At 63.4% G+C, this 26,001-nt stretch carries 26 protein-coding genes; 18 read left to right on the forward strand and 8 right to left on the reverse strand.

Going from position 1 to position 26,001, the window contains the following annotated elements:
• Positions 1-364: 364 nt before the first annotated feature.
• Positions 365-1,069 (reverse strand): SOS response-associated peptidase, encoded by a 705-nt coding sequence (locus C440_RS00585; RefSeq protein WP_008317240.1) that lies wholly within the window; start codon positions 1,067-1,069, stop codon positions 365-367.
• A 106-nt stretch (positions 1,070-1,175) separates the two neighbouring features.
• On the opposite strand from C440_RS00585, the gene C440_RS00590 reads away from it, so the two are divergent.
• The 5 genes from C440_RS00590 (at position 1,176) to C440_RS00610 (ending at position 5,320) form a co-directional block, all read left to right on the forward strand.
• Positions 1,176-1,931 carry a ribonuclease H-like domain-containing protein gene (locus tag C440_RS00590; protein ID WP_049915120.1) on the forward strand — a complete coding sequence of 252 codons (756 nt, stop codon included), beginning with the start codon at positions 1,176-1,178 and terminating at the stop codon, positions 1,929-1,931.
• Positions 1,932-2,013: 82 nt separating this feature from the next.
• A complete protein-coding gene (locus C440_RS00595; protein ID WP_049915085.1) occupies positions 2,014-2,343 on the forward strand; it encodes a hypothetical protein in 330 nt (109 codons plus the stop codon).
• An 80-nt stretch (positions 2,344-2,423) separates the two neighbouring features.
• Entirely contained in the window at positions 2,424-3,110 is a 687-nt protein-coding gene (locus C440_RS00600; RefSeq protein ID WP_008317244.1) for a dolichyl-phosphate hexose transferase, read from the forward strand.
• 162 nt (positions 3,111-3,272) lie between these two features.
• Positions 3,273-4,436 (forward strand): DUF3179 domain-containing protein, encoded by a 1,164-nt coding sequence (locus tag C440_RS00605; protein WP_008317245.1) that lies wholly within the window; start codon positions 3,273-3,275, stop codon positions 4,434-4,436.
• 83 nt (positions 4,437-4,519) lie between these two features.
• Positions 4,520-5,320 (forward strand): hypothetical protein, encoded by an 801-nt coding sequence (locus C440_RS00610; RefSeq protein WP_008317246.1) that lies wholly within the window; start codon positions 4,520-4,522, stop codon positions 5,318-5,320.
• A gap of 123 nt (positions 5,321-5,443) precedes the next feature.
• On the opposite strand, the gene C440_RS00615 is transcribed toward C440_RS00610, so the two are convergent.
• Positions 5,444-5,647: a DUF5800 family protein gene (locus tag C440_RS00615; protein WP_008317247.1), complete on the reverse strand. Its 204-nt coding sequence runs from the start codon at positions 5,645-5,647 to the stop codon at positions 5,444-5,446.
• A 120-nt stretch (positions 5,648-5,767) separates the two neighbouring features.
• Here C440_RS00615 and C440_RS00620 point away from each other — a divergent pair, with 120 nt between their 5' ends.
• The 6 genes from C440_RS00620 to C440_RS00645 all read left to right on the forward strand — a co-directional run bounded on the left by C440_RS00620 (position 5,768) and on the right by C440_RS00645 (position 11,623).
• Positions 5,768-6,619, forward strand: a complete 852-nt coding sequence (locus C440_RS00620) for a polymer-forming cytoskeletal protein (protein WP_049915087.1) — start codon at positions 5,768-5,770, stop codon at positions 6,617-6,619.
• Between the two features lie 105 nt (positions 6,620-6,724).
• Entirely contained in the window at positions 6,725-7,594 is an 870-nt protein-coding gene (locus tag C440_RS00625; protein ID WP_008317249.1) for a DUF4349 domain-containing protein, read from the forward strand.
• A 206-nt stretch (positions 7,595-7,800) separates the two neighbouring features.
• Positions 7,801-8,976, forward strand: coding sequence for a redox-regulated ATPase YchF (locus tag C440_RS00630; RefSeq protein ID WP_008317250.1), 1,176 nt, complete (start codon positions 7,801-7,803; stop codon positions 8,974-8,976).
• A 241-nt stretch (positions 8,977-9,217) separates the two neighbouring features.
• The gene (locus C440_RS00635; protein ID WP_008317252.1) at positions 9,218-10,231 is read left to right on the forward strand and encodes a CapA family protein; all 1,014 of its coding nucleotides are present in this window, start codon (positions 9,218-9,220) and stop codon (positions 10,229-10,231) included.
• 59 nt (positions 10,232-10,290) lie between these two features.
• Positions 10,291-10,704 carry a DUF5367 family protein gene (locus tag C440_RS00640; protein ID WP_008317254.1) on the forward strand — a complete coding sequence of 138 codons (414 nt, stop codon included), beginning with the start codon at positions 10,291-10,293 and terminating at the stop codon, positions 10,702-10,704.
• Positions 10,705-10,861: 157 nt separating this feature from the next.
• A complete protein-coding gene (locus tag C440_RS00645; protein WP_008317255.1) occupies positions 10,862-11,623 on the forward strand; it encodes an Lrp/AsnC family transcriptional regulator in 762 nt (253 codons plus the stop codon).
• A gap of 26 nt (positions 11,624-11,649) precedes the next feature.
• Here C440_RS00645 and C440_RS00650 read toward each other — a convergent pair whose 3' ends face one another.
• The 3 genes from C440_RS00650 to C440_RS17600 form a co-directional block, all read right to left on the reverse strand.
• Positions 11,650-13,245 (reverse strand): Na+/H+ antiporter NhaC family protein, encoded by a 1,596-nt coding sequence (locus C440_RS00650; RefSeq protein ID WP_049915089.1) that lies wholly within the window; start codon positions 13,243-13,245, stop codon positions 11,650-11,652.
• 122 nt (positions 13,246-13,367) lie between these two features.
• A complete protein-coding gene (locus tag C440_RS00655) occupies positions 13,368-14,489 on the reverse strand; it encodes a pyridoxal phosphate-dependent aminotransferase (protein WP_008317259.1) in 1,122 nt (373 codons plus the stop codon).
• A gap of 114 nt (positions 14,490-14,603) precedes the next feature.
• Positions 14,604-14,753, reverse strand: a complete 150-nt coding sequence (locus C440_RS17600; protein WP_008317261.1) for a hypothetical protein — start codon at positions 14,751-14,753, stop codon at positions 14,604-14,606.
• Between the two features lie 200 nt (positions 14,754-14,953).
• Here C440_RS17600 and C440_RS00660 point away from each other — a divergent pair, with 200 nt between their 5' ends.
• Positions 14,954-16,312 (forward strand): DEAD/DEAH box helicase family protein, encoded by a 1,359-nt coding sequence (locus tag C440_RS00660; protein WP_008317262.1) that lies wholly within the window; start codon positions 14,954-14,956, stop codon positions 16,310-16,312.
• A gap of 2 nt (positions 16,313-16,314) precedes the next feature.
• On the opposite strand, the gene C440_RS00665 is transcribed toward C440_RS00660, so the two are convergent.
• Positions 16,315-16,707, reverse strand: a complete 393-nt coding sequence (locus tag C440_RS00665) for a hypothetical protein (RefSeq protein WP_008317263.1) — start codon at positions 16,705-16,707, stop codon at positions 16,315-16,317.
• 145 nt (positions 16,708-16,852) lie between these two features.
• Between C440_RS00665 and C440_RS00670 the strand changes: the two genes are divergently transcribed.
• The gene (locus tag C440_RS00670) at positions 16,853-18,355 is read left to right on the forward strand and encodes a DUF790 family protein (protein ID WP_008317264.1); all 1,503 of its coding nucleotides are present in this window, start codon (positions 16,853-16,855) and stop codon (positions 18,353-18,355) included.
• 34 nt (positions 18,356-18,389) lie between these two features.
• On the opposite strand, the gene C440_RS00675 is transcribed toward C440_RS00670, so the two are convergent.
• Complete coding sequence (locus C440_RS00675; protein WP_008317266.1) at positions 18,390-18,926, reverse strand: DUF7122 family protein; 537 nt, start codon at positions 18,924-18,926, stop codon at positions 18,390-18,392.
• Positions 18,923-19,864 carry an RsmB/NOP family class I SAM-dependent RNA methyltransferase gene (locus C440_RS00680; protein WP_008317268.1) on the reverse strand — a complete coding sequence of 314 codons (942 nt, stop codon included), beginning with the start codon at positions 19,862-19,864 and terminating at the stop codon, positions 18,923-18,925. Before C440_RS00680 ends, C440_RS00675 begins: the two co-directional genes overlap by 4 nt.
• Before the next feature lie 188 nt (positions 19,865-20,052).
• Between C440_RS00680 and C440_RS00685 the strand changes: the two genes are divergently transcribed.
• From C440_RS00685 to dnaJ, 5 genes are all read left to right on the forward strand, one after another.
• Positions 20,053-20,799, forward strand: coding sequence for a proteasome assembly chaperone family protein (locus tag C440_RS00685; protein ID WP_008317269.1), 747 nt, complete (start codon positions 20,053-20,055; stop codon positions 20,797-20,799).
• A gap of 139 nt (positions 20,800-20,938) precedes the next feature.
• Positions 20,939-21,646 (forward strand): nucleotide exchange factor GrpE, encoded by a 708-nt coding sequence (locus C440_RS00690; RefSeq protein WP_008317272.1) that lies wholly within the window; start codon positions 20,939-20,941, stop codon positions 21,644-21,646.
• A 159-nt stretch (positions 21,647-21,805) separates the two neighbouring features.
• Positions 21,806-22,588 (forward strand): alpha/beta hydrolase, encoded by a 783-nt coding sequence (locus tag C440_RS00695; protein WP_008317273.1) that lies wholly within the window; start codon positions 21,806-21,808, stop codon positions 22,586-22,588.
• Between the two features lie 209 nt (positions 22,589-22,797).
• Complete coding sequence (dnaK, locus tag C440_RS00700) at positions 22,798-24,657, forward strand: molecular chaperone DnaK (RefSeq protein WP_008317275.1); 1,860 nt, start codon at positions 22,798-22,800, stop codon at positions 24,655-24,657.
• 143 nt (positions 24,658-24,800) lie between these two features.
• Positions 24,801-25,955 carry a molecular chaperone DnaJ gene (gene dnaJ / locus C440_RS00705; protein ID WP_008317277.1) on the forward strand — a complete coding sequence of 385 codons (1,155 nt, stop codon included), beginning with the start codon at positions 24,801-24,803 and terminating at the stop codon, positions 25,953-25,955.
• Positions 25,956-26,001 lie beyond the last annotated feature (46 nt).

A 26,001-nucleotide genomic window follows, 5' to 3' on the forward strand; every position in this document is an offset into this window, starting at 1 on the left:
CGTGGTTTTCTCCTCTCCGAACGTCTCCTGTCCATACTACGGTGGCTAAGAGCGACGCAAACACACCGAGTTCAAGACTCTTCGACTGCCCGACCATGTCGTACCGGGCCGTTACCCTCGGCGTCTCTCGGTTTGCTGTCGCATTGGCTGGCGGCCTATCACTCCCTCTCAAGTGTGGGTACTTGGTCAGTCGCGTCGAGACGCCGCCGCACACGCCGAAGCCAATCAGAACGATTGTATCCACGATTCTGCCGTCGTTCTCGTGAACACGTTTGTACGCCGGATACGAGACGTCTCAGCGCAGACTCGTATATTCTATCTCGCTATACCCAAATCGGGTCGGCGTTCGTGCAGTTCGATGCGGTTACACTTCGACTGGCTCTATCAACCCGGGGGCATCGTTGGCGGGGCTGTTCACCCGCGTCGAGACCGGATAGGCGGTCAACTCGTCGTCGGGATACGTATCGAGGAGCGATGCCGCTTCGTCGGGGTCGCCGTGGAGCCACGTTTCCTCGTCGTCGGGCGCGAGGATGACGGCCATCCGATGATGGAGTTCCGAGATGAGGTCGTTCGGCTCGGTCGTGACGACGGTGAACGTCTCAAGCGGTTCTTGCTCACGGGAGGGACCGCCGCTCCCGAAGTCCCCGAGTCCGGTTTGCTTCGTCTTCGGTGTCCAGCGTTCCCACAGGCCGGCCATCGCAAACGGTCGGTCGTCTTCGAATGCGACGCGGTAGGGCTGTTTCGCCCCGTCTCGTTCGACCCACTCGTAGAAGCCGTCGGAAGGGACGAGACACCGGCGAGACTCGTAGGCGTCGGCGAAACTCCGCTTTTCTCGGACGGTCTCGGCACGGGCGTTGATACGGTCGTTACCGACGCTCGCGCTTTCGGCCCACGAGGGAACGAGCCCCCACTTCTGGAAGCGAAATTCGTCGGGTGCCTCGTTCGTCACGACCGGTAGTTCCTGTCCGGGCGCGCAGTTGTATCGCGCGTCCAACTGCCGCGTCGGAACCGCATCGAACCGCTCTCGGAGTTCTTCCCGCGACGTAAACAGCGTGTAGCGGCCACACATGTCATCGAATTGGATTCGCGTCGATAAAACGACCGCGGCAGGCCGCCGACCGCTCGACTATCCCGACGACGACGCATTTAGGGTCGCGGATACCTCCCTGTCGTACATGCGAATCGAGAACAGTTTCATCCCCGTCCGTGGTGTGGGCGAGCGGACGGAGCGAAATCTCTGGCAATCGGGGGTCACACACTGGGACGAGTTCGATCCCTCACTCGTCGGCGCGAAGACGGCCGACCGAATCGAATCTTACATCGCCGACGCCGCCGAGCACCTCGACGACGGCAACTCGCACTTTTTCGACGCTTCGTTCCCCTCCGGCGAGCGCTGGCGACTCTACGAGAACTTCCGCGACGAAACCTGCTTTTTCGACATCGAGACGACCGGCCTGTCGCCGGAACAAAACTCGGTGACGACCGTCTCGTTCCACCAAGACGGCGAGACCGAGACACTCGTCCGCGGCGAGGATTTGACCGCTGACGCCCTCCGCGAACAGTTCGCGGACGCGAAACTCATTGCGACGTTCAACGGCGCTCGCTTCGACGTTCCGTTCCTCGAAACTTCGTTCGACCTCTCTATCGACGTACCGCACGTTGACCTCATGTATCCGTGCCGGACGCTGGACCTGACCGGTGGCCTGAAACAGATCGAGACGGACATCGGTATCGAACGCGACCGCCCGGATATTTCGGGACGTGACGCAGTCCGACTCTGGCGCGAGTACGAACAGGGGGACGACTCGGCGCTCGATACGCTCGTCTCGTACAACCGCGAGGACACGGTCAATCTCGAACGCCTCATGGAGACCGTCACCGGCCGACTGCACGACCGCGCGTGGGACGGACTGGATGCAGAACTCGCCTGAAACGAACGTTCCGAACTCTCACGACCGGAGGGTCGTCGCGGAACCACCCGCCTTTTTCATCCCCGGAAGCGAGGCGCCGCACATGACCGACGACGAGACCGAGGCCGACTCGACGCTCGACGGCGAAGTGGACGCCTCAACGGGTGAGGATGCCGACGACTCTCCCGTCGGAGGAAGTACCGACGAAACCAACCAACAGGCGGCCGATGGCGGAAGGGCGGACGAAAATGGCTACGGTGACGAGACGGTCCCACACGTCGAACTCGAACTCTACGAACTGTCCGTCCGCGTCAGCGGGCAGTCCGACGACGGTCTCGAAGAGGTCGAGGCGTCGGCGACGCGTCTCATGGACTTACTCATCGACCACACGAAGCAACTCGAAGACCAACCTGACACGCGTGGACTCGGGTAATCTCCGGCCAACGTCTCGGTTGTTTGCCACGGTTTTGGCAAACCTAAAAACTCAAGGCAAGCGGTCTACAAGCCCGCGCAATGAGTGAGTACACCTTCGACGACCTCGCAGTCGTCATGGGGACGTACAACGAAGAGCAGGCTATCGGTTCGGTTCTCGCCGACATCGACCGCATTACCGACGGCAGAGCGGAAGTCGTCTGCGTCGATGGCTCCGACGACCGGACGCCAGAAATCGCCCGCAAGATGGGCGCACGCGTCGTCGAACAGGAGCCACAGGGATACGGCGTCGCGGTCGAAGCGGCCGTTCTCGCGCCGGACCGTCCCGTCGTCGTCACCACCGACTGCGACGACACCTACCCGATGGAGTTTCTTCCGAAATTCCTCGACCTCATCAACGACGGGTACGACGTCGTCTCCGGCGACCGAATCACCACGGGAGCGGAGACGATGCCTCGACTCAATCGCTTCGGCAACGTCGCGTTCGCCCGCCTCGCAAGCTTCCTGATGGGCGCGCCGGTCCACGACACGACGACCGGCATGCGAGCGTACCGCCGTGAACTGCTCCACGACATCGACTGGACGGAAAACACGGGCCTGTCCGCCGAACTGCTTCTCCGTCCTGCGATGCGTGGCTACAAGATTGCTGAAGTTCCGATTCCGTACCGCGAGCGCGCCGGTGAGACCAAACTCGACCCCTTCGCCGGCGGCGCGGCCATCGCAAAGTCCATCGTCAAAGTCTGTCTCGAAGAGCGCATCCGACGCTGAGACGCGGCCAGAGACGCCCAGCCAGACACTCGAACCGTAGGCCTGAAGCCCTGCACGCGACCGTCTCGAATTGGCTCCGGCTCGTTTTTGTCCCAAATCTCGGTCGTGCGCAACGTCACCATACCGCACGTCGTTCATGCGTCGGTCGGACGAATACCGAGTATGAACCGCCGCCGATTCCTCGTCGCGCTCGGCGTCACGTCTGCACTAGGCGGCTGTCTCGAAGGTGACTCGCCGATTGCGGGCGACGACGGTCCCGATGCGACCGGCACGACGACGGCCGACGCGACCACAGCCACCGACACAGCGACTACCACAACTGCGACCCGTGTCGGCTCGTTCGACCTCCCAATTCCCAAGGACGAACTCCGCCGCGGCGCACCGAAAGACGCCATTCCGGCTCTCACGTCGCCTGTGTTCGCCGACGAGTGGGCCAGATTCGACGAGGTAGACGTCGCGCTCGACGACTCGTTCGAGGTCGTCGGCGTCGAACTCGACGGCATCGCCCGGGCCTACCCGCTCGCCATCCTGAACTGGCACGAAATCGTCAACGACTCGTTCGGAGACCGCCCCGTTGTCGTGACGTACTGCCCGCTCTGCGGGAGCGCCGTCGTCGCCGACAGACTCGTCGCGGGCGAACCGACCTACTTCGGCGTCTCGGGATACCTCTGGATGTCGGACCTCGTGATGTACGACGACCGAACCGAGTCGCTGTGGAGTCAGGTGCTCGCAACCGCGATTCGCGGCGACCGGACCGGCGACACGCTCTCGCTTCTCCCCTCGACCATCTCGACGTGGGGCGAGTGGAAGGCCTCTCACCCCGAGACCGAAGTGCTCGTTCCGCCGCCGGTCTCGGGCACGATTCGCGGCCGACAGACCAGAAACTACGGCGTGAACCCCTACCGAGACTACCAGCAGTCGAGTACTATCGGTATCGGGTTCAACGACGAGGTTGACGACCGACTTCACCCGAAAACCTCCGTCCTCGGTATCGCCGCGGGTGGCGTCGCGCGGGCGTATCCACTCGACACGGTGAACGAGGCAGGTGTCGTCAACGACACCGTCGGCGGTCTTCCGGTCGTCGTCACCGCCTCGTCCGACGGCACGCTCGTCGCCTACGTCCGCCGCATCCACGGAACTGCCGTCGCGTTCGAGCGCGATGGCAACGCCCTCCTCGCGGCCGGGTCGCGCTGGGACCTTCTCACTGGACGCGCTCTCGACGGCCCACACGACGGGACGACGCTGACACGGGCGAACGACCGGTCGCCGATGTTCTGGTTCGCGTGGGCGGATTTCAACCCCGGCACGGAAATCTACGGGCGGTAGACGTCTGGTCGCTCTCTCGTTCCTCCTTCGACTGCGACCATGTGACAAGAGACTTATGCTCATGCCGTCACCTGTGGGCTACCGTGTCCGCTCGCACTCGCCTCCTCCTCGCGTTCGTCTTCGTACTGGGTTCTCTCGGCACCGTCGGTGCCTACGGCTGGGCGTACGACTCTCGCCTCGGTCAACACGGCATCGCGCTCATGTTCGACCCCGCCGAACCGGAACCCGACTCGACGGTAACGGACCTCGAAACCCTCCCGCCTGCCGCGGCCGACGTGGTCCGAACCGGCGTGCGAGACGGGTCAACGATGACGTATCGAGACGACCGAGACGACGTTGCCACGGCTCTCGAATCGCTGTCGAGATACGTCCGCGTCGACGGCGAAACGTACCGTGTGACTCAGGTCGCCGACGAGAATATGGGATTCCTGTCGCCTATCGTCCAACTGTCGGCGTTGTTGCTCTCGATGACTGCCCTCGGCGTCGGCGTCGCCGCACTCAGAATTGGTACGTTCAGACCGCTTTCTATTGCCGCCTCGCTGTCGATACCCGGCGTCGCGCTCGCCATCGACGTGGTCGTGACGCTTCTCGATTCGATGGTCTCGTTTCCGGGCAGTGCCGACCTCCCGGTCGTGCCTGTGGCGACCGGTCTCGCGGTCGTCGGCGTCGCGGCGCGAAACCGCAACTGGACGGTCGCACTCGGCGGATTCGTCGCCGTGCTGTTGGGTGCCTTCTTCGCAGGCGTGCTCGACGGGACCTCTCTCGGACTTCTCGGAGTGTTCTTCCCCGGCATCCCGATATTCGTGCTCGGGTTCGTGCTGGCTGGCGGCGGACAGTCGGACGGCGACAGCGTCAGTGCGGATGTCTCGGCCACTTCGACGTGAGGTGTCTCAGTGGCTATTTCGACTGGGGCGTCCCGTGGGCGCACCTCGGTGAGCGCACTGTCGAGCGGTGAAAAATCGTGAGTCAGTTTTCTACGGAGAGGGAGACGACGCGACCCGCGGGAGCTACGCCGAATTGAGGATGTCGCGGACGCGGCGCGGTTCGCCGCCGAGCGAGGGGTTCTTCTCGACGATTTTCAGCACTTCGTGATCTGTCACGTCGGGGTAGGATTTACCGACAGCCTCCTCGATGAGTTCCTTTTCGAGACGGAACTCCGTCCCTTCGTAGACCACGTCTACGCCGTCTTCGTCGAAAGAGAGAATCGTCATACTTGTCGTTGTTCCTCGCGGGGAGTTAAAAACACGCCGTCGTCGGTATCCCACGACGGCAGTTCTGTCAGACGTTCGTCTTGCGGACCGTTTATTATGGCCCGGGTGTTGGTTCGGAGCGTGTCACTGGGTTCGGACCCCCTCGAAGCACTCGAAATACCCGACGGGACGACGGTCGAAGAACACGACCTCGTGACCGCCGGGGACGTCGTCGTCGGTGGTCAAAGCACCGTCGAGTTCGGCGTCCGCGGTCGAAACGTCCTCGCGGGCGAACGCGTCACCTTCGGCGGCGACATCGAGGCGGAAGGCGACTGCCGACTCGACCTCTTGGACGACGTTGCCGGGAACGTCCTCGTGGGCGAAGACGCCTATCTCGGCGAGCGCGTCCACATCGCCGGCCGACTCATGGTCTCTGGCGACCTCGACATCGGCGACGACGTGGATATCGAAGAGGGCTTCGAAGCGAACGGCTGGATCGTCATCCGAAACCCGGTTCCGACGCTCGTGTTTTACTTTATCGTTCTCTCGCAACTCCTCCGACTCGGCGAGGACGAGGCGGCGGACGAACTCGCAGAGACGCTGTCCGGTGAGACGCCCGAAGACCCGCTCGTCATCCCGCGAAACGCGACCGTCTCCGACGACGCGTGGCGCGTCTCGACGCCGGCACACGTCGGTTCAGAGTGCCGGATTCACGGGAATATCCGCGCGAAATCCATCGACCTCGACGCCGACAACAACGTCTTCGGGAGCCTTCGCGCCCGCGACGACATCGTCGTCGGGAGCGGCACCCGAATCCACGGCGACGTCACCACCCGAAACGGTGAAGTTCGGCTTCACGAGGGCGCTCGCGTCCTCGGCGACGTCTCCTGTAACGACCTCGTTCTCGAAGCCGGTGCCCACGTCGATGGGACCATGCGCGCCCGCGGTGAGATGCGAATCCACCGGGACAACCTTCCCCGCGAAGCCGAATAACCACCCCCAGTTCGGCTCTCGCCGTCGATTCACCGCCCGCAAGATAACGTCAGTCACTGTTTGTGTCTACCCAACGATTATTGAGTTTCGTGTCGAGTCCGGCACATGGACAGTCGATTGAAACTTCTCTCCGTCGCCGCTCTCGTTCTCCTCGCAGGGTGTACCGGGGGTGCCGGAAGTGCTGGAAGTCCAGATTCCGGGACGGGTCAGGTGAGTCTCACCACCGATGCGCCCGACGGCGTCGAAGCCGAGAGCGCTGAGGGCGACAATTTGCCGCAGGTACAACAGCGAGCAATCATCAAGAACGGACAACTCGACTTGACCGTTGACGAGTTCAATAGCTCACGAGATGCGGTCGAGGCGACCGCCGAGTCGTACGGCGGCTACGTCAGCGATTCGAGCGAGCGCGTCAATCGTCGGGGCGGCGGGACCTACCGCTCGGGGCAACTCGTCGTTCGGATTCCGTCGGACAACTTTTCGGCGTTCGTGAACGACGCGAAGCGACTCGGCGAGGTCGAACGAGTCGAGACGAGTTCCGAGGACGTGACCGACCAACTGGTTGACCTCGAAGCGCGATTGAGCAATCTCCGCGCACAGCGCGACCGCCTCCGCGACCTCTACGAGTCGGCAAACACCACCGAGGACGTCCTCGCCGTCGAACGGCGTCTCACGGACGTCCAAACCGAAATCGAACGACTCGAAGCACAAAAACAGTCGTTAGAGGACCGTGTCGCCCTCTCGACCGTTCGTATCTCGCTCTCAGAGCGGCCGCCGGGACCGTCGCAGTGGTACGACGTTCCGGTGTTACAGGCGTTCCTCGCGTCGGTTAGCGGTGTTTTCGTCGCCCTCCGTGCGGCCGTCGTCGCGCTCGCGTACGCCCTGCCGTATATCGTCGTCTTCGGCGGTCTGCTCGCGGTTCTCGGTGGCGGCGTCTTCGCCGTCGGTCGCACCGTGCTCAGGCGACTATCGAGCTAACCGAACGCTTTTCGCCCACGACGCCGGGTTGCCTTCCGCGGTCCGCGGTCCGGGGTCTGGGCAGTGTCTCCTTCCGCGGTCCGGGGTCTGGGCAGTGTCTCCTTCCGCGGTCCCGGGTCGGGCAGTGCCCCCTTTCCCGGCGTGTCGTCCCGCAGTTTCGGTCGCCACGGCGAGCGTTTTTCCCCGTCGGCGACGTTCGTCCACGCATGCTTTCGCTCGCGCTAGCCGGAAAACCGAACGCCGGCAAATCGACGTTCTACACCGCTTCGACGCTCGCGGAGGTCGATGTGGCCAACTACCCCTTTACGACTATCGACGCGAACCGCGGTGTCACGCACGCGAGAACCCACTGTCCGTGTCTCGACCGCGACGAGCGCTGTGGCAACTGTGAAGACGGAATTCGGTACGTCCCGGTCGAACTCGTTGACGTGGCTGGACTCGTCCCCGGCGCACACGAAGGTCGTGGTCTCGGGAACCAGTTCCTCGACGAACTCACGAACGCCGACGCCATCGTCAACGTCGTCGATGCTTCCGGCGGCACCAACGCCGAGGGCGAACCCGTCGAAGTCGGTACGTTCGACCCCGTCGAAGAGGTAGATTTCATCGAGGAAGAACTCGAACAGTGGTTGGCCGGTATCGTCCACCGAAACTGGGAATCGGTCGTCCGAAAGTCGCGCTCGCCGGAGTTCGACATGGATGACGCGCTCTCGGACCTGCTGACTGGGGTCGGCGCGAGCGAGTACGACATCGCCGCCGTCCTCCGGGACCTCGACTACTCGCCGAACCCCCGCGAGTGGACCGACGAAGACCGAATCACCCTCGCCCGTGCGATACGCCAGCGGACGAAACCGATCGTCCTCGTCGCCAACAAGATCGATATCGCCCCACCGGAGAACCTCGAACGACTCGGCGAGACGGGCAAACCGGTTATCGCCGCGACGGCGGACGGCGAACTCGCTCTCCGTCGGGCGCGCGAGGCGGGCATCATCGACTACCATCCCGGCGATGACGATTTCGATATCCGCGGTGACGTGAGCGAGGCACAACGAAACGGACTCGACCAAATCCGTGACCTGATAGCCGAACACGGCGGGACCGGCACTCAAGCGGCTATCGACACCGCCGTCTACGACGTACTCGACCGCATCACGGTCTACCCGGTCCAAAACGAATCGAAGTGGACCGACGGAACCGGAACCGTGCTCCCCGACGCGTTCTTGCTCCCGCGAGGAGCGACACCCCGTGACCTCGCGTACGCGGTCCACTCTGACATCGGCGACGGCTATCTCCACGCCGTTGACGCCCGGTCGAAACGCCGTATCGCTGAAGACCACGAACTGAGCGAAGGCGACGTCATCAAAATCGTCTCCACGGCGAAATAAGAGTCGAATATCTGTCTTTTCTCTGGTTTGTGTCCCTTTTAGAAGGACAGATGCGTGTTCGAACTACGGCAAATAAATCTTATTTCGCTATACAGAATCGGTGGCTACGGCCCAGCGACTTCGTTGGCTCTTTTCACCCGAAACCACCACTCAGGGAATCTCGCGCGGTTGGCTGACTCTCCGAACTATCGTTTCAGTATTCCTGCCAAGGGTTGACGCTCTCGGGGACCATCTGTAAGCTATGAGCCGCGTAGCCGACTCGGTCCGCATCGGATTCGCTGGCGACGTGATGTTCGGCCGACTCGTGAACGAAACACAGCAACGGCGACCGCCGGACGCGGTGTGGGGGTCGATGCGGGAGCAACTCGTCGGCCTCGACGGTCTTTTCGTCAACCTCGAATGCTGTCTTTCGACACGAGGGCGCAAGTGGGACCGCACGTACCACCCGTTTCACTTTCGCGCTGACCCGGCGTGGGCGATTCCGGCCCTCCGGGACGCAGACGTGTCGTGGGTGACGCTGGCGAACAACCACGTCCTCGACTATGGCGACGTCGCACTGGAAGATACGGTTTCGGCGCTTGATTCGGCGGCGATTCCGTTTTCGGGCGCGGGCCGTACCGAGACCGAAGCGTGGGACCCTGCCCGCGTCGTCGTCGGCGGACTGGACGTCGCGCTCGTCGCGTTCACGGACAACATGCCGGAGTTCGCCGTCGATGCCGACACCGAATCGCCTGGCACGGCCTACGTCGGTATCGACCCGGACGACGAAGCGTGTCTCGAACGCGTCGGGCGCGCACTCGAACGCGCCGGTGAGGACGACCCGGACCTGCTCGTCGCGTCGTTACACTGGGGACCGAACATGCGCGAGTATCCGCCGCCGTCGTTCCGACGGTTCGCACACTGGCTGGTCGATGCCGGCGTGGATATCCTCCACGGCCACAGTGCACACGTCTTTCAGGGTGTCGAGGTGTACAACGGTGCTGTGATTCTCTACGACACCGGAGACTTCGTTGACGATTACGTCGTCCACGACGGTCTCCGAAACGACCGGAGCTTTCTGTTCGTCTTCGAGGTCGATACTGACGGTCGGCTTCTCGAACTTCGGCTCGTTCCGACCGAAATCGCCGATTTCGCCGTCCACCGCGCATTTCCGTCGGTCGCCTCGTGGTCACGCGAGACGATGCGAGCGCGCTCTGCATCGTTCGGCACGGCGTTCGAAACCGACGGAGACGGGCTACGGGTCTCACTGGGTTGACGGCGCTTTTGTCCGGGGTCCGCGGGAACGCTGATACGGCTGGTTCGCGTACGAGACGTATGGAAACTGGTTCGCAGGTCGCCGCGCCAACCCGGCTTTCGATGTCTGAAACGCGGTCCCTCCTCGGTGTCGGACTCGCGGTCGCACTCGTGGCCGGACTCGTCTTTCGAATCGTCGGGCAACTCATTTTGGACCCGACGCGGCCGCTCGTCGTCGCGGGCGTGTTCGCGCTGGTGGTCCCCGTGATGTGGGTGCTCGCGGTTGGCGTCTTCCGATGGCGCGGTCTCTCCGGCGGTGCGAGGCTCGAGGCCGCGATACTGCTCGTCGTTCCGGGAATGCTCATCGACGCCGCCTCGACTGCGCTGTTTTCCATGGTCTATCCGAACATGAGTCTCACCGCCGCGGGTCTCTTCGGCGGACTCCTCCTTCTCGCCTACGCGACGGTACTGGTTGCCGGATTCGTGGCTCGGTAGCGTCGGTCTCTATCCCGCTCTCTCCACCCTCCTCGTTCTATTCTGCTCTCTGGTCCCGCTCATACCCACACACTCTCCGCCTCGTCCGACCTTGCGCCCTATTTTCTCCCGAGCGACGAACGGGAAACCTGTTTGGCTCCGGCCGCGAGAGGCGACTATGGACTACCGTCTCGACGAGATTGACAGGGTGATCATTCACGCGTTGATGGACGACGCGCGGGGGACTTCAGCTCCGATGATTGCCGACGAGGTGAGCGTCTCTCCGGGGACGATTCGCAATCGTATCCGTCAACTCGAAGACCACGGCGTCATCGAGGGGTACCACGCCAACATCGACTTCGAGCGAACTGGCCACCGATTTACGAACCTCTTCGTCTGTACCGCGCCGGTCCCCGAGCGCGAACGCCTTTCGACGCTCGTCAGAGAAATCTCCGGCGTCGTCAACGTCCGCGAACTCCTCTCCGGCCGGGGAAATCTCCACGTCCTCGCGGTCGGCAAAGACATGAACGACGTGACGCGAATCGGCCGTGAACTCTCGAATCTCGGCCTCGACATCGAAGACGAAAATCTCGTTCGCCGCGAGTCGTACGAGCCGTACAGCCCCTTCGGCCCGAACGAACGCCCCGGATTCGGCGCGCTGGCAGACGTCGTTAGCCTCGCCGGTGGGTCAGAAGTCGTCGAACTCGTCGTCGCCGGCGACGCGCCAATCGTCGGCAGGACGCTCGGCGAAATCGGCGACGACGAACTACTCGACGACGATGTTCTCGTCGTCTCTATCGAACGCGACGACGACGTGCTCACCCCGCGAGGCGAAACCGGAATCGAACCGGACGATGTCGTGACGCTTCTCTCACGGGGTGGGGTCGGCGAAGCGACGATTCAACTCTTTTCGGCTCCGGAATCGTCGGACGCGACGTAAAAATCGAGAACAGCGGGCGATTCGCGTTAGTCCGAGGAGGAACCGAACACTGCGGGCGCCCCCACGTCAGCGTGTTCGGAGAGGATGTACGCGGCGACGAAGAGCGTGACGACGCCGACGGCGAGCAACACGAACGGGCCGACCGTGTATCCGAAGAGCGTGAGCGAAGAGACGCCGTACCCGCTTGCGAGGAACAGACCCGTCGCAACCGTCCCGCAGAGAAGCGCGTACGGAATCTGCGTGTTCACGTGGTCAACGTGGTCCGCACCGGCGAACATCGACGACATGACTGTCGTGTCGCTGATGGGCGAACAGTGGTCGCCGAACAGCGACCCGGTGAGGATTGCCCCGGTCGCACCCGCAAGCGGCGCGCCAAGTTGGACCGCCAGCGGCATCGTGACGGGGAACATGATGCTCATCGTCCCCCACGACGTTCCGATGGCGAACGAGATGATGGCCGCAGTGATGAACACGACTGCGGGGAGCATGGGTGCCGTGATGATTCCCTGCGAGATGCTGACGACGTATTCACCGACGCCGAGTGCTTCGCTGACAGAGCCGATAGTCCACGCCAGCGAGAGGACGGCGATGGGGAAGATAACCATCTTGAAGCCCTCGAAGATGGAGTCGCTCACCGCTTCGAGTTCGACGCGGGCGTGGCCCACGAGGATGGCGAGAAGGATTGCACACGCCGAGAAGACGCCCCAGAGAATCGCGTCTGCGGTGGCCGCACCCTTCAGCGCTTCGACGGGGACCTTCGACGGCCAACCGCCGGAGTAGAGCAGACCAAAGCCGGTGACGGCCACGAGCGCGACGATAGGTGCGGCGAAGTACCACCAGCGCGCATCGACGTGGTCGGGCGTCTCTATGTCTTCTTCGCGCGTCTCGATAAGCGGGTCGGCGTCGTCTCCGAGGACCTTCCCTTCGTTTCTCGCGCGGTCTTCTGCCTGCTTCATCGGGCCGAAGTCCCACTCCATCACGATGAGGATGAACACGAGCGTGACTGCGAGCAGACTGTAAAAGCGGAACGGGATGCTCTGTAGGAACACCACGAACGCGCTCTTATCGACGCTGGAAATCGAACTGAGGTGGTCTCTGATGAGACCGACTTCGAAACCGACCCACGTCGAGACGACGGCGACGCTCACGACCGGCGAAGTCGTCGAATCCAGCAGGTAGGCGAGCTTCTCGCGGCTGATGTCGAATTTGTCGGTAATCGGCCGCATCACCGACCCGGTAATCATCGTGCTCGCGTAGGAGTCAACGAAGATGAGCATCCCGAGGATACCCGTGCCAATCTCCGCCTGTTTTCGGGTCTTAATCCGGGCGATGATGCGCTGTGCGAGCGCGTTCATCCCACCCGAGAGGAATATCATCCCGAGCATCGCACCCGAGAGGAAGGTAAACAAGAGGAGTTTGCTGTTGAATGGTTCGGTCACGCTGTTGATGACCAACTGAAGGGAGTATGCCGCCCCACCGATAGGGTTCCATCCCACCAGAATGGTCGCACCTATCCAGATACCTGTGAAAAGTGACAGGAGTACCTGCCTGCTCGCCAATGTCATTATAATGGCGAAAAGCGCCGGAAGCAGACTGATAATCCCGTATGTCGCTTCGGACATGACGAATGTCCTGTCTCGGAGTTTCTAAGTTAAGAGTTTCCACTTCGAACGCGAGGAATCAGACGTATAGAATGTACACTACTATCGTAGTTCAGACAGCGAATCGCGGTCGGTCTTTCGTGTCAGACGACCGCGTCGTACGCGTCACGCATGATTTCGATTGCATCTCGGAGCGATTCGGTGTCCGTCGCGTAGGACAGACGAGCGTAGCCACGTCCGTTCTCGCCGAAGGCTTCGCCGGGGACGATGATGACGCCGCGGTCGATACACTCCTGTGTGAAGCCTTCCGGAACTTCCGGCATGGCGTAGAACGCGCCTTTCGGCGACGGAACGTGCAACCCGATGTCTTCGAGTCCATCGACGACGAGGTCGCGGCGTTTGCGGAACGTCTCCGTCATCTCGTCGATGCGGTCTTGCGGGCCGGTCAGCGCCGCTTCGGCGGCGAACTGCGCGGGAGCGGACGCACACGCCTGCACGTACTGGTGAACGCGAATCATGCGCTCGATGCGACGCGACGAGCCGTAGACCCAGCCGAGTCGCCAGCCAGTCATCGAAAAGAGCTTCGACGCGGAGTTGACGACGACGACGTTGTCGGTGTCGGCGAACTCGATGGGTGAGCGGTGTTCGCCCTCGAAGACGGTGTACTCGTACACCTCGTCGGAGATGCACAACACGTCGTGTTCGTCGGCGATGCGGGCGAACTCCGCGATGTCCTCCGGCGGCGAGACAGCACCCGTCGGGTTGCCGGGGCTGTTCACGACGAACGCCGCGGTGTCGTCGGTGATGGCATCTTCGACGTCGGCGGGGTCGAGCGTCAGGTCCTCGCGGAGCGGCACGGGAACCGGCGTCCCGCCCGCGAGTTTCGTCAGCGCGTCGTAGGAGACGAAGCCCGGGTCGGGGATGATGACCTCGTCGCCTTCGTTTACATGTGCCTCGATGGCGATGTGGAGGGCCTCGCTCCCGCCGGCCGTGGCGATAACGTCGTCGGGGTTGAGGTCAACGCCTTGGTCGCGGCGGTGTTTGTCGGCAATCGCTTCGCGGAGGCTCAACAGACCCTTGTTCTCCGTGTAACTGTCGGCCTTCCCCGATTCGATGGCCTCGATAGCCGCCCGTCTGGCGTGGTTGGGTGCCGGAAAGTCGGGTTGTCCCAATCCGAGGTTGATGGCGTCTTCGTCCGCCGCCTCGAACACTTTGCGAATGCCGCTGATGGAAATCTGCTCCACTCGGTCGGAGAAGTGCGTCATACTCTATCGGGCGTCGGCATCCGGGATAGTTCTTCCCACACATGGGTGGAGCAAACTAGTCTATTCACGTACATGTTTGTCGGCTACTGTCGAAAACGGGTCCCTCGACGCTCGTCACTCTCGCGCGTCGCGTAACTCGTCCACGTGCGAGTCGATAATCGAGAGCGTCGCGTCGGCGTCGGCGTAGCCCTTCTCGTACTCCGACATCGCTCGTTTGTAGTCGTTCAAAAACTGCGTCACGGCGGCTTCGAGTTCGTCACTCATGGTGGTTCCTTGCCCCGGCATCGGATTTGAACCTTCGGCCATCGCGGTGACTCCTCGTCTGCTGGGTCATCATCTGCTGGCGTATGTCTGTTGGCCCACCACCTGACGACACATCACCCGCGGCCCCGGTTCGACCGGGCCGGTTTCGTCGTTGCTCCGGGACCGTCGATTTATCACCGGCCCTCTCCAATCCACCGGTAGTGACGACCCTCCGATTCGAGCACGGGACCGTCCACGCCGAGACCGACGCCGCCGAGGCGGATACCGCCCTCGCCGACCTCCCGAACGTCGAAGTCGACCCGCGAAGCGGCGGCTTTCGAGCGCCCGCGATGTATTACGCCGACCTTCGGGACGCACTCGTCGCCGCCGGCATCGACTTCGAGGACCGAATCGCGCCCGTGGTCGATTCGGACCGCTCGCTTTCGACCACCTACGACCTTCGTTCGTACCAACGGGACGCGCTCGATTCGTGGCTCGATGCCGACAGTCGCGGCGTCGTGGAACTCCCGACCGGCGCGGGAAAGACGGTCCTCGCCGTCGCCGCGATGGCGGCACATTCGGTCCCGACACTCGTCGTCGTGCCGACAATCGACCTCCAAGACCAGTGGCTCCGCGAACTCGAAACCGAGTTCGACGTGCCGGTCGGCCGCTTCGGCGGCGGTGAACAGACCCAAGAGTCGATTACGGTCTCGACGTACGACTCGGCGTATCTCCGCGCCGACGACGTGGGTGGCGACTTCGGTCTCGTCGTCTTCGACGAGGTTCACCACCTCGGCGGCGAGGGGTATCAGGACATCCCTCGATTTCTCGCGGCACCTGCCCGACTCGGTCTCACAGCGACGTTCGAGCGTCCGGACGGCGAACACGAACGGGTCGCGGAACTCGTCGGGCGGCGACTCTACCGACTCGACGTTGACGATTTGGCGGGCGACCACCTCGCCGACTACGAAGTCCGCCGAGTCGAGGTCGAACTCACGGCCGCCGAGCGCGAGGCGTACGACGAGGCGCAATCGACGTTTGTGAACTACCTGCGAAGCTCGGGGCTGTCGATGCAGTCGGGGAGCGATTACCAGAAACTCGTGATGCGCTCCGGAACCGACCCGCGGGCGCGAAAAGCCCTGCTCGCCAAACAGCGCGCCCGCGACGTGATGATGAACTCCGAGGCTAAAGTGGACAAACTGGCGCGACTGCTGGCGCGCCACCGCGAGGACCGCGTCATCATCTTCACCGCCTCGACGGACCTCGTCTACCGCATCTCGCGGCGGTTTCTCGTCCCGCCGATTACGAACGAGACCGGCACGAAAGAGCGCCGGGAGATTCTCGCGCGCTTCCGCGACGGCACTTACGACACCGTCGTCGCCGCCAACGTCCTCGACGAGGGCGTCGACGTGCCCGATGCGAACGTCGGCATCCTGCTTTCTGGGTCCGGGTCGGAACGCGAATTCACTCAACGGCTCGGACGCATTCTCCGCCCGAAATCGGACGGCTCGACCGCGACGCTCTACGAACTCGTGAGCGTCGAAACGGCGGAAGAACGGGTCGCCGACCGTCGCCGATGACCCTACAGTATCGAGACGTTCAGATTGCCGTTCCTCGTGAAGGCGTTGTACGACACGTCGAACACGGTTTCGAAGGGGGTCTTCCCGCCGGATGGGACGGTCACTTCTTGTGTTTTGACCGACTCTTCGTCTTTGATTTCGATTCGGATTTCGACCGTGACGACCCGCTCCGACTCGGCGTCGTTGACGATGTCGCCGAAGACACGAACGCGGCCGTCCTCAGTCGCCTCGAAATCGACCGCCGAGACGCGGACCGGTGGCACCTCTGGCGTCTCGCGTGGCTTGCCGGCCGGTGCCTCGGGCGGATTTCGCGGTCCTGTCGCCCCGGGAAGCCCGCTGAGACAGCCCGACGAGAGGCCGACTGCGACCACTCCGAGGAAGCGTCGTCGCTCCATACGCTGGCGTCCGGCGGAGACGCAATGAACCTTGCCGTCCGTGACTCGACTGCGAATGCGCTTTGTCGTCGGCGTTGTTGCCGTCGTCGTCACCACATTGCAATCGCCCGAGTCGCTTTTGTCCGGCGCGCTCCTCGTGGCGAGCGTGTTGACGAAGGACCTCCTTCGCGTGTCGAGAGCGGGCGGTGGCTACCACCCGCAGTTCGCGGCGCGAAGCGACCGCCCGCTCGCCGCGAAGGCCATCGGCGCGTTCCAGCGCCACGTCGGCGAGTCCAGAGCCGACCTCGACGACGCCCTCGAAGCGCTCGAAGCCGAGGCCGACGATTTCAAGCTCGCCAGAGGCCTCGCCTCACTGCTCGACCGCGAGGCCGTCTTCGAGACCCGTGCGCCACTGCCACCGGTCCGCGTCCGCCGCGCCGCGTTCGAGGCGGCGATGGCGGTCGGCGGCGTTACGACCCCAGTCGAGCGAGCCGCGGCGCTTGACCGCGCGGCCGACTCGCTCGGCTCGACCTCCGACGCGGTGGACGACTCGTTGACGGCGGACCGCGAAGTGGAGCAAATCCTCACCGACTTCGACCCACGGTGGACGCCAGACGAGTTGCTCACGCAGTACAACCTCTCGTTGGCGCAGACTGCTCTTTTCGACGCGACCGAGGTCCACATCCGAAGTTCCGACCCGAAAGCGGTCGTCTCGGCAGTCAAACGACTCCGACTGATGTACGAGGTCCAGAAGACCGACGCGGGCCGCGAAGTCGTCGTCACCGGTCCCGACGCGCTCTTCCAGCGAACCCGACGGTACGGGACCGCCTTCGCCCGGTTGCTCCGGTCTGTCGCAACTGCGGGCGAGTGGCGACTCGTGGCGACTATCGACGACCGCGGGACGGAACGCGAACTGGTGCTCACGAGCGACGACGTATCCGTCCCCGGCGTCGAACCGATGGCCGAACCGAGTTTCGACAGCGATGTCGAAGCCGACTTCGCCGCCCGCGTCCGCGGTCTCGACCTCGATTGGTCGCTCGTCAGGGAGCCAGCGCCGCTCGAAACCGGGACGAGCGTGATGATTCCGGACTTCGCGTTCGAGTATCGCCACGCAGACCGCCGCGTCTTCTTCGAAATCATGGGCTTTTGGACCCCCGAGTACGTCGAAAAGAAACTCGGGCAACTCGCCGACGTCGAGGACGTGGCACTCGTCGTCGCCGTGGACGAATCTCTCGGCGTCGGCGAGGAAATCGCCGCCCGCGACCACCGTGTCGTCCCGTACTCCGGGTCCGTGCGGGTGAAAGACGTCATCGACGTGCTCCGGGAGTACGAAGCCGACCTTGTCGCCGACGCGGCCGCATCGCTTCCGGCGACGCTCACCCCCGACGAGAACGTCGTTTCCCTCGCCGACCTCGCGGACGCTCACGGGGTCTCCGTGGACGCCCTCGCGGACGTTTCGTTCCCCGACCACGAACTCGTCGGTCGGACGTTGATTCGTCCCGAAACGCTCGATGCTGTCGCCGAGGCGGTCGAACCCGGATTGTCGCTGTCGGCGGTCGAGTCTGTCCTCTCGGCACACGGGCTCGACGACGCGAGCGCGGTGCTCTCGCGGCTCGGCTACCGCGTCGAATGGGACGGATTGAGCGGCGGAACGGTCCGAGAGAAATAATCCTGAGTCGGCTTCCTCCGCCGAAAACGGCGTGTTAGTCGAGTTTGACGAGTTCTTCTTGGCGACCCTTGGGGACGGTCGAGCGAAGTTCGCCGTGGAGATAGAGACCGACGCCGAGCGGTTCGCGTTCGCCGGCGAGTTCGTGAGCGGCGGTGAGGTAGCCCCAGTCACCCTCCCACCAGTCGAGTTGTTGGTCGTGGCCCGCGACGAACGCCGTTGCCTCACCCGGACTCAGTTCGATGACGTTTTTCGTCGCGTCGCGGCAGAACCGCTGGACCGCGTTCGTCGAGGGTTTCCAGTGGCGCTGGCGGGTTCGGAGGATGCGCATGCCGAGGCCCTGCACTTCGATTGGGTCTACGACCTCGCCGTTGAACGCCCAAATCTTCCCCGCGCCCTTCTCCCAGAAGGTGTAGCCGTCGAACATCTTCGGATCGATGCCGAACCGTTCGACCCACCACTCGACGACCTCGGTTCGGGTGGGTCGGGCTTCGACGACGCGCTCGTCGGGCGTCGCCGGGAGACGGTCGAACTGCTGGCCCCAGTTTTCGTCTTCGGCGGTCTCGTCTCTCATGCGTTGACCTCCAGTTTCGCGGTGAAGAAGCCGCCCGTGTCGTTTTGATGCGGGTAGACGCGACGCGCGTTCGTGACCGAGGAGTCGTACTCGTCGTCTTCCCACTCGGTGATGCCGGGTGCGGTTTCGAAGCCATCGGGCACGTCCCACGCGACTATCTCGCAGTCCTCGCGTTCGAGCACGAAGTCGAGGACAGCCTCGTTTTCTTCGGGCGCGAACGTACAGGTGGAGTAGACGACGGTGCCGCCGGGTTTCGTCACCTGCACGGCGCGTCGGAGGATTCCTTTCTGGATGCCCGCGACGCTTGCGACGTGGTTCATGGTCCACTCGTCGAGCACGTCGGGATTCTTGCGGCAGGTGCCTTCGCAAGAACACGGCGCATCGACGAGCACGCGGTCGAACTGCTCGAAGGACCCGGACTTGTCGGGAGTTCGCTCGCCGAACGGCTTCATCGAGAAGTTGCGCGCGTCCTGATTCGACACGACGAGGTTGGTCACGCCGAGTCGTTCGGCGTTGTGCCGAAGCGCGGAGAGGCGACCGAGATTGTTGTCGTTGCCGATGAGGACGCCTTCATCGTCCATCATCGCCGCGATTTGAGTCGTCTTCGACCCGGGTGCCGCACAGGTGTCCCAGATTCGCTCGCCCGGTTGCGGGTCGAGGGCGATAGCCGGGAGCGCCGAGACCTCTTCTTGGCCGTGGAGCCAGCCGTGGAAGTACGGCCAGTTGGTGCCCGGACTGCTGTTTTCGAGCTTCAGGATACCGGGGTGCCAGTCAGTCGGTTCGTAGGCGACGCCCTCGTCGTCGAGTGCTTCGCGGGCGCGCTCCACCGTCGTTTTGATGGTGTTGACACGGACGACAGAGGGGAGGGACCGCTCGCAGGCCTCCAAGAATGCCGCCTCGTCGTCAACGAGTGGCGCGTACCGCTCAAGCGGGTTCATGCGTGTCGATTCCGCGTGGGCGCGCTTGTCGGTTTCGGAGTGGTCGGCGCGCAACCGTCTCCCCGGTGGCGGTGTCGGCGCGGACTCTCCCCTCGTCGCGGTCGGCCCCACGTATTTATTCCTCGCTGTCTGTCCATTCCGTGCACACAGCCGTCGGATTTACCTCACGTGGGCGAGGATGTTCACACATGGCACGAATTCACGTTCTCGCTGACGAACTCACGGACCAACTCGACTCACCGACGATGGTCGAAGGACTTCCGGGCGTCGGACTCGTCGGGAAGATTGCGGCGGACCACCTCGTCGAAGCGTTCGACATGACACACTACGGTGACGCGTTCTGCGACGGGATTCCGGACGTTGCGGTCTACATGGAAGACGACCCGGAACTGCACCCGCCAGTTCGACTCTACGCCGACGCCGAACGGAACCTGCTCGTCCTCCAAAGCGACATCCCGATTCGCCCCGACGCGGCGACGGAACTCGCGGGGTGTCTCGGGTCGTGGTTCGACGAACTCGACGTGCTCCCGATTTTCCTCTCCGGCATCGCTCGGGAGAAATCGGCGGACACTCCGGCGCTCTACGGCGTCGGAACGGGCGGCGCGGCTGAGCACCTGACTGCGGCGGGTATCGACAACCCCACCGAAACCGGACTCGTCTCGGGACCGACCGGCGCGCTCCTCAGCAACGCCGTGGCCGTCGGTCGGCCCGCGCTCGGTCTCATCGTGGAGTCGGACCCGCAGTTCCCCGACCCTGAAGCCGCACGCGTGGTTATCAAGCAGGGAATCGAACCGCTGACTGGCATCGAGGTCCCCGTCGATGACCTCGTCGATAGGACGACCGAGATTCGGGAGGCGAAAGAGCAGTTAGCCCGCCGCATGCAACAGTCAGACGAAGAGAGCACGCAGGCGCGGCCGCTGGGGATGTACCAGTAGGCGACGCGATTCCGTAACCAGCCGCCGACATCGTTCCAAAACTGTCACTGCGGTCCCCGCAACGGGCGGCATCGGTGAGAAAGGTTTCGGCCCGGCGGCAGTCTACACTCTTAAGCCGTATCGGACACTTCTCCCGCCCATGAGCGACGACCCTGCCGAGTCGGTCACGGACGCATCCACAGAATCCGACGCTGAGACGGACGCTGACGCGGAACGGTCGGCGACCGCGGATGCGGCCGCGTCCGACGACGCGGCTTCCGAGGCGGTAACCGACGAGGAGCCAACCGACGAGCAAACTGGCGAGGCGGCCGCCGACGAGGTCACGGTTTCCGACCGCGTCGCCGAGTACGACGACGACCTCGCGGCCGAGGTCGCGGCGCTCGAATCCCGCATCGCCGACCTCGAAGCCGAACGTGACGAGGCTGAAGCGACCGCCGAAGACCTCGAATCGCGCCTCAAGCGCACGCAGGCGGACTTCCAGAACTACAAGAAGCGAGCCAAGAAGCGCCAACAGCAGATCAAAGACCGCGCGACGGAGGACTTCGTAGAACGCGTCGTGACGGTCCGCGACAACCTCGTGCGCGCGCTCGACCAAGACGAAGACGCCGACATCCGCGGCGGCATCGAATCGACGCTCAAGGAGTTCGACCGCATCCTCGACTCCGAGAACGTCGAAGTCATCGACCCCGAACCGGGGACCGACGTTGACCCGGAGCGACACGAAGTGATGATGCGCGTCGAAAGCGACCAGCCTGTGGACACCATCGCCGACGTGTTCCAACCCGGCTACGAGATGGCCGACAAGGTCATCCGGGCCGCACAGGTCACCGTCAGCAAAGACGCGTAGCCGACGCCGCAACGACGCTGAAACGATTCCACAACGACACCGAACGGACGAACGCGTAGGGAAACGCGACACCGCCGCACACCGAGATGGCGGGATTTGACCCGTCTCGGGCGTGTGAACCGGCGAGGACTTTTGTTCTCACCTGACCATCACTCTCTCATGCGACTTCGTCCACGTCGGGACCAACCAACTGTTCGGGTTACGCAACACGGCGACCCCGTTGACGACGACCTCCTTTTCGTGCTCGGATGGGGGAATAAACCGACTCACCGGAGCGTCGAGTGGCTCATCGACCGACTCGCATACGAGGGCTACCGCGTCCACGCCGTCGAACTCCCGACGAACGGGTGGGACTTCGACAGCCAGTACGTCGACCCGGTTCGCGCCTACGCGCTTGACCGCGACATCGACCTCGTGCTTAGCCACAGCACCGGCGGCCTCGTCGCGGCTCACCTCGACCTCGCGGTCAGGAACGTCTTTCTGAGCCCGTGGTGGGGGATGTCCTTCGACGGGCTGGACGGTCTCCTCTTCCCGCTTTTCGTCCGAATGCCGACGACGAGACCGTTCGTTCCGAGCGGTATCTCCCGCGACGCCCTCGGCGAGTTGAAACTCGCGGCCGAAGTATCCGACGCCCCGGACAACGTCTCGCCCGCGTTCCTCCGAACGATTCACGAGGCACAGCAATCGTTACCGCCGTTCAATCGGAGGGACGTGGTCTTTGTGTCTCTCTCGGACCGCGTCGTAGACGTGCGAGCAATCGGCGACCGGACGCCGGCCTCGAATCTCGTCGCGTACGACGGCGGCCACGAGTGCTTCGCCAGCGAAGGCCGCGAACGAACGTTCTCGAACGTCCTCGCCGTCCTCGAACGCGGTGTCGAGGCGGTCCCGAACGCCGACGACGACGCACGCGATGGAACCGAGCGACCACCGTCAGCGGGCTAAGTAGCGACACTTGGTCTCTTCGCGGCCAAAAATTATTGAAAAATTGAACTTTAAATCCACGAGCGATGGGTTCGGCGGTTCTACATAAATCGACCGACCTGTTTCGACGCGAGATTTCAAAATCGCAAGACAGCGGCGACCTCAACTCACGCCGTGTGTCGCAGTATCTAGTAACCTTTAACCGGCAAAAGACGGTATTTGCGGGCAAGATGGCGAGCAACAAGATTCTGGGTATCGACCTCGGTACCACGAACAGCGCGTTCGCGGTAATGGAGGGCGGCGACCCGGAGATTATCGTGAACGCAGAAGGCGACCGAACGACCCCATCCGTCGTCGCGTTCACCGACGATGGTGAGCGACTGGTGGGCAAGCCGGCGAAGAACCAGGCTATCCAGAACCCTGAGCACACCATCCGCTCCATCAAGCGCCACATGGGCGACGACGGATACACCGTCGATATCGAGGGCGAGGAGTACACGCCGGAGCAGATTTCGGCGATGATTCTCCAGAAGATCAAGCGCGACGCCGAAGATTACCTCGGCGACGAAGTCGAGAAGGCGGTCATCACCGTCCCCGCGTACTTCAACGACAAACAGCGTCAGGCGACGAAAGACGCCGGCGAAATCGCGGGTCTCGAAGTCGAGCGCATCGTCAACGAGCCGACCGCGGCGTCGATGGCGTACGGTCTCGACGACGAGTCGAACCAGACGGTGCTCGTCTACGACCTCGGTGGCGGTACCTTCGACGTTTCTGTTCTCGACCTCGGTGGCGGCGTCTACGAAGTCGTTGCGACGAACGGGGACAACGAACTCGGCGGCGACGACTGGGACGAAGCGATCATCGACTGGCTCGCCACGGAGTTCGAAAACGACCACGGTATCGACCTCCGCGAGGACCGACAGGCCCTCCAGCGCCTGAAGGATGCGGCCGAAGAGGCCAAAATCGAACTCTCCTCGCGCAAGGAGACGACCATCAACCTCCCGTTCATCACGGCGACTGACTCCGGTCCGGTCCACCTCGAATACGACCTGACGCGCGCGAAGTTCGAATCCCTCACGACGGACCTCATCGACCGCACCGTCGAACCGACAGAGCAGGCGCTCGAAGACGCCGGCTACGACAAAGACGACATCGACGACGTCATCCTCGTCGGCGGTTCGACCCGCATGCCGCAGGTCCTCGACAAGGTCGAAGACATCCTCGGCTCCGAGCCGAAAAAGTCCGTCAACCCCGACGAGGCGGTCGCCCTCGGCGCGGCAATTCAGGGTGGCGTCCTCGGCGGCGAGGTTGACGACATCGTTCTCCTCGACGTGACGCCGCTGTCGCTCGGTATCGAGGTCAAGGGCGGTCTCTTCGAGCGTCTCATCGAGAAGAACACGACCATCCCGACAGAGGAATCCAAGATCTTCACCACCGCGGCCGACAACCAGACGACGGTGCAGGTCCGCGTCTTCCAGGGTGAACGCGAGATGGCCGAAGACAACGAACTCCTCGGCGAGTTCACGCTCTCGGGTATCCCGCCGGCACCGGCCGGAACGCCGCAGATCGAAGTCGGCTTCAACATCGACGAAAACGGTATCGTCAACGTCTCCGCCGAGGACAAAGGCTCCGGCAACGCCGAGTCCATCACCATCGAAGGCGGCGCTGGTCTCTCCGACGACGAAATCGACCGCATGCAGCAGGAGGCCGAACAGCACGCAGAAGAGGACAAAGAGCGCCGCCGCGCCGTCGAAGCCCGCAACGAGGCCGAAGGCGCGGTCCAGCGCGCAGAGACGCTCCTCGAAGAGAACGAAGAGAACGTTGACGACGAACTCCGCGCCGACATCGAAGCGGCTATCGAGGACGTGGAAGCGGTCCTCGAAGACGACGACGCGAGCACGGACGAACTCGAAGACGTGACCGAAGACCTCTCGAAGGAACTACAGGAGATCGGAAAGCGCATGTACCAACAGCAGGCGCAAGCGCAGGCCGGCGGTCCCGGCGGCGCTGGTGGCCCCGGCGGTGCCGATGTCGATCCGGAAGACTTCGTTGACGCGGACGCGGACTTCGAAGACGAAGAAGACGAGTAATCGAATTCCCCGACACCGCCGCTTTCGGCGGGTCCATTCGGGCGGTGAAAACGGACCGCGTCGTCGGTCCTGACGCCGCTCGCGCTCGCCGATACGGGAGACGCACTTTTCAAATACCTTCACCGGTTACAACATAGCAACTGATGAGCGAGGACTTCTACGACGTGCTCGGGGTCTCGCGGGACGCCTCGAAAGACCAAATCAAGAACGCGTACCGCAAGAAGGCCGCGAAGTACCATCCTGACGTCTCCGACGAGGACGACGCCGAAGAGAAGTTCAAGAAGGTCCAGAAGGCAAAAGAGGTCCTCACGGACGACGAAACGCGCCAGATGTACGACCAACTCGGCCACGAGCGCTTCCAGCAGGCGCAAAAACGCGGCGCTGGTGGCGGCGGTGGCGGCCGCGGACAAGGCAATCCCTTCGGCGGCGGTGGGAACCCCTTCGGCGGGATGGGCGGTGGCGGCTTCGAAGACATCTTCAACAACCTGTTCAACGGCGGTGGCGGCCAACGGCGCAACCGCCCGCAACAGGGCCGCGATGTCGCCCAGCGCATCTCGATAGACCTCGAAGACGCCTATCACGGCATCGAACGCGACGTGACGATTCGCCGCCGCGAGGTCTGTCCCGAGTGTGACGGCGAGGGCCACCCCGAGGACGCCGACGTGAACACGTGTTCCGAGTGTAACGGCTCCGGCCAGCAGACGTCTGTCCAGCAGACGCCGTTCGGCCGCGTTCAACAGACGACGACTTGCCGCGCCTGCGGCGGCGAGGGGAAGACCTACAGCGAAGATTGTTCCGAATGTCGCGGAAGCGGTCGCGTCCGTCGCACCCGCGACGTGACCATCACCATCCCCGCCGGCTTCCGCGACGGACAGCGCCTCCGCTACCGCGGCGAGGGCGAACCGGGCGAGAACGGCGGCCCCAACGGCGACCTGTTCGTCGAGGTCAACGTCCGCGACCACGATGAGTTCGACCGCGACGGCGACGACCTTCGCTACACACACCCGATTTCCTTCCCGCAGGCCGTCTTCGGTGCGACGGTCGATGTCCCGACGCTCGACGGCGACGAAGAACTGAAGATTCCCGCGGGGACACAGAGCGGTTCGACGTTCACCGTCTCCGGTGCCGGAATGCCGCACCTCGACGGCCGCGGCCACGGCGACCTCCACGTCGAGGTCCACGTCGTCACGCCCGAAGACCTCAACAGCGACCAGCGCGAGGCACTCAAGGAGTTCGCGGAAGCGGGCGGCGAAGAGGTCAAAGAAGGTCTCTTCCAGAAGCTCAAGAACTCGCTGTAACCGTTCTCAATTACCCTGTCGCAGTTCTGGCGTTCTCTGTCGCCGC

It is taken from the genome of Haloferax mucosum ATCC BAA-1512 (genome assembly GCF_000337815.1).
In the GTDB taxonomy this organism is placed as follows: domain Archaea; phylum Halobacteriota; class Halobacteria; order Halobacteriales; family Haloferacaceae; genus Haloferax; species Haloferax mucosum.

Excerpts from the sequence above, each read along its gene's own strand:
- dnaJ (WP_008317277.1), top strand. The coding sequence starts at position 24,801 with ATGAGCGAGGACTTCTACGACGTGCTCGGGGTCTCGCGGGACGCCTCG.
- C440_RS00650 (WP_049915089.1), bottom strand. The coding sequence starts at position 13,245 with ATGTCCGAAGCGACATACGGGATTATCAGTCTGCTTCCGGCGCTTTTC.
- C440_RS17600 (WP_008317261.1), bottom strand. The coding sequence starts at position 14,753 with ATGAGTGACGAACTCGAAGCCGCCGTGACGCAGTTTTTGAACGACTAC.
- C440_RS00690 (WP_008317272.1), top strand. The coding sequence starts at position 20,939 with ATGAGCGACGACCCTGCCGAGTCGGTCACGGACGCATCCACAGAATCC.
- C440_RS00590 (WP_049915120.1), top strand. The coding sequence starts at position 1,176 with ATGCGAATCGAGAACAGTTTCATCCCCGTCCGTGGTGTGGGCGAGCGG.
- C440_RS00605 (WP_008317245.1), top strand. The coding sequence starts at position 3,273 with ATGAACCGCCGCCGATTCCTCGTCGCGCTCGGCGTCACGTCTGCACTA.
- C440_RS00645 (WP_008317255.1), top strand. The coding sequence starts at position 10,862 with ATGGACTACCGTCTCGACGAGATTGACAGGGTGATCATTCACGCGTTG.
- C440_RS00625 (WP_008317249.1), top strand. The coding sequence starts at position 6,725 with ATGGACAGTCGATTGAAACTTCTCTCCGTCGCCGCTCTCGTTCTCCTC.
- C440_RS00665 (WP_008317263.1), bottom strand. The coding sequence starts at position 16,707 with ATGGAGCGACGACGCTTCCTCGGAGTGGTCGCAGTCGGCCTCTCGTCG.
- C440_RS00635 (WP_008317252.1), top strand. The coding sequence starts at position 9,218 with ATGAGCCGCGTAGCCGACTCGGTCCGCATCGGATTCGCTGGCGACGTG.
- C440_RS00640 (WP_008317254.1), top strand. The coding sequence starts at position 10,291 with ATGGAAACTGGTTCGCAGGTCGCCGCGCCAACCCGGCTTTCGATGTCT.
- C440_RS00615 (WP_008317247.1), bottom strand. The coding sequence starts at position 5,647 with ATGACGATTCTCTCTTTCGACGAAGACGGCGTAGACGTGGTCTACGAA.
- C440_RS00685 (WP_008317269.1), top strand. The coding sequence starts at position 20,053 with ATGGCACGAATTCACGTTCTCGCTGACGAACTCACGGACCAACTCGAC.
- C440_RS00630 (WP_008317250.1), top strand. The coding sequence starts at position 7,801 with ATGCTTTCGCTCGCGCTAGCCGGAAAACCGAACGCCGGCAAATCGACG.
- C440_RS00680 (WP_008317268.1), bottom strand. The coding sequence starts at position 19,864 with ATGAACCCGCTTGAGCGGTACGCGCCACTCGTTGACGACGAGGCGGCA.
- C440_RS00595 (WP_049915085.1), top strand. The coding sequence starts at position 2,014 with ATGACCGACGACGAGACCGAGGCCGACTCGACGCTCGACGGCGAAGTG.
- C440_RS00695 (WP_008317273.1), top strand. The coding sequence starts at position 21,806 with ATGCGACTTCGTCCACGTCGGGACCAACCAACTGTTCGGGTTACGCAA.
- C440_RS00600 (WP_008317244.1), top strand. The coding sequence starts at position 2,424 with ATGAGTGAGTACACCTTCGACGACCTCGCAGTCGTCATGGGGACGTAC.
- dnaK (WP_008317275.1), top strand. The coding sequence starts at position 22,798 with ATGGCGAGCAACAAGATTCTGGGTATCGACCTCGGTACCACGAACAGC.
- C440_RS00655 (WP_008317259.1), bottom strand. The coding sequence starts at position 14,489 with ATGACGCACTTCTCCGACCGAGTGGAGCAGATTTCCATCAGCGGCATT.
- C440_RS00675 (WP_008317266.1), bottom strand. The coding sequence starts at position 18,926 with ATGAGAGACGAGACCGCCGAAGACGAAAACTGGGGCCAGCAGTTCGAC.
- C440_RS00585 (WP_008317240.1), bottom strand. The coding sequence starts at position 1,069 with ATGTGTGGCCGCTACACGCTGTTTACGTCGCGGGAAGAACTCCGAGAG.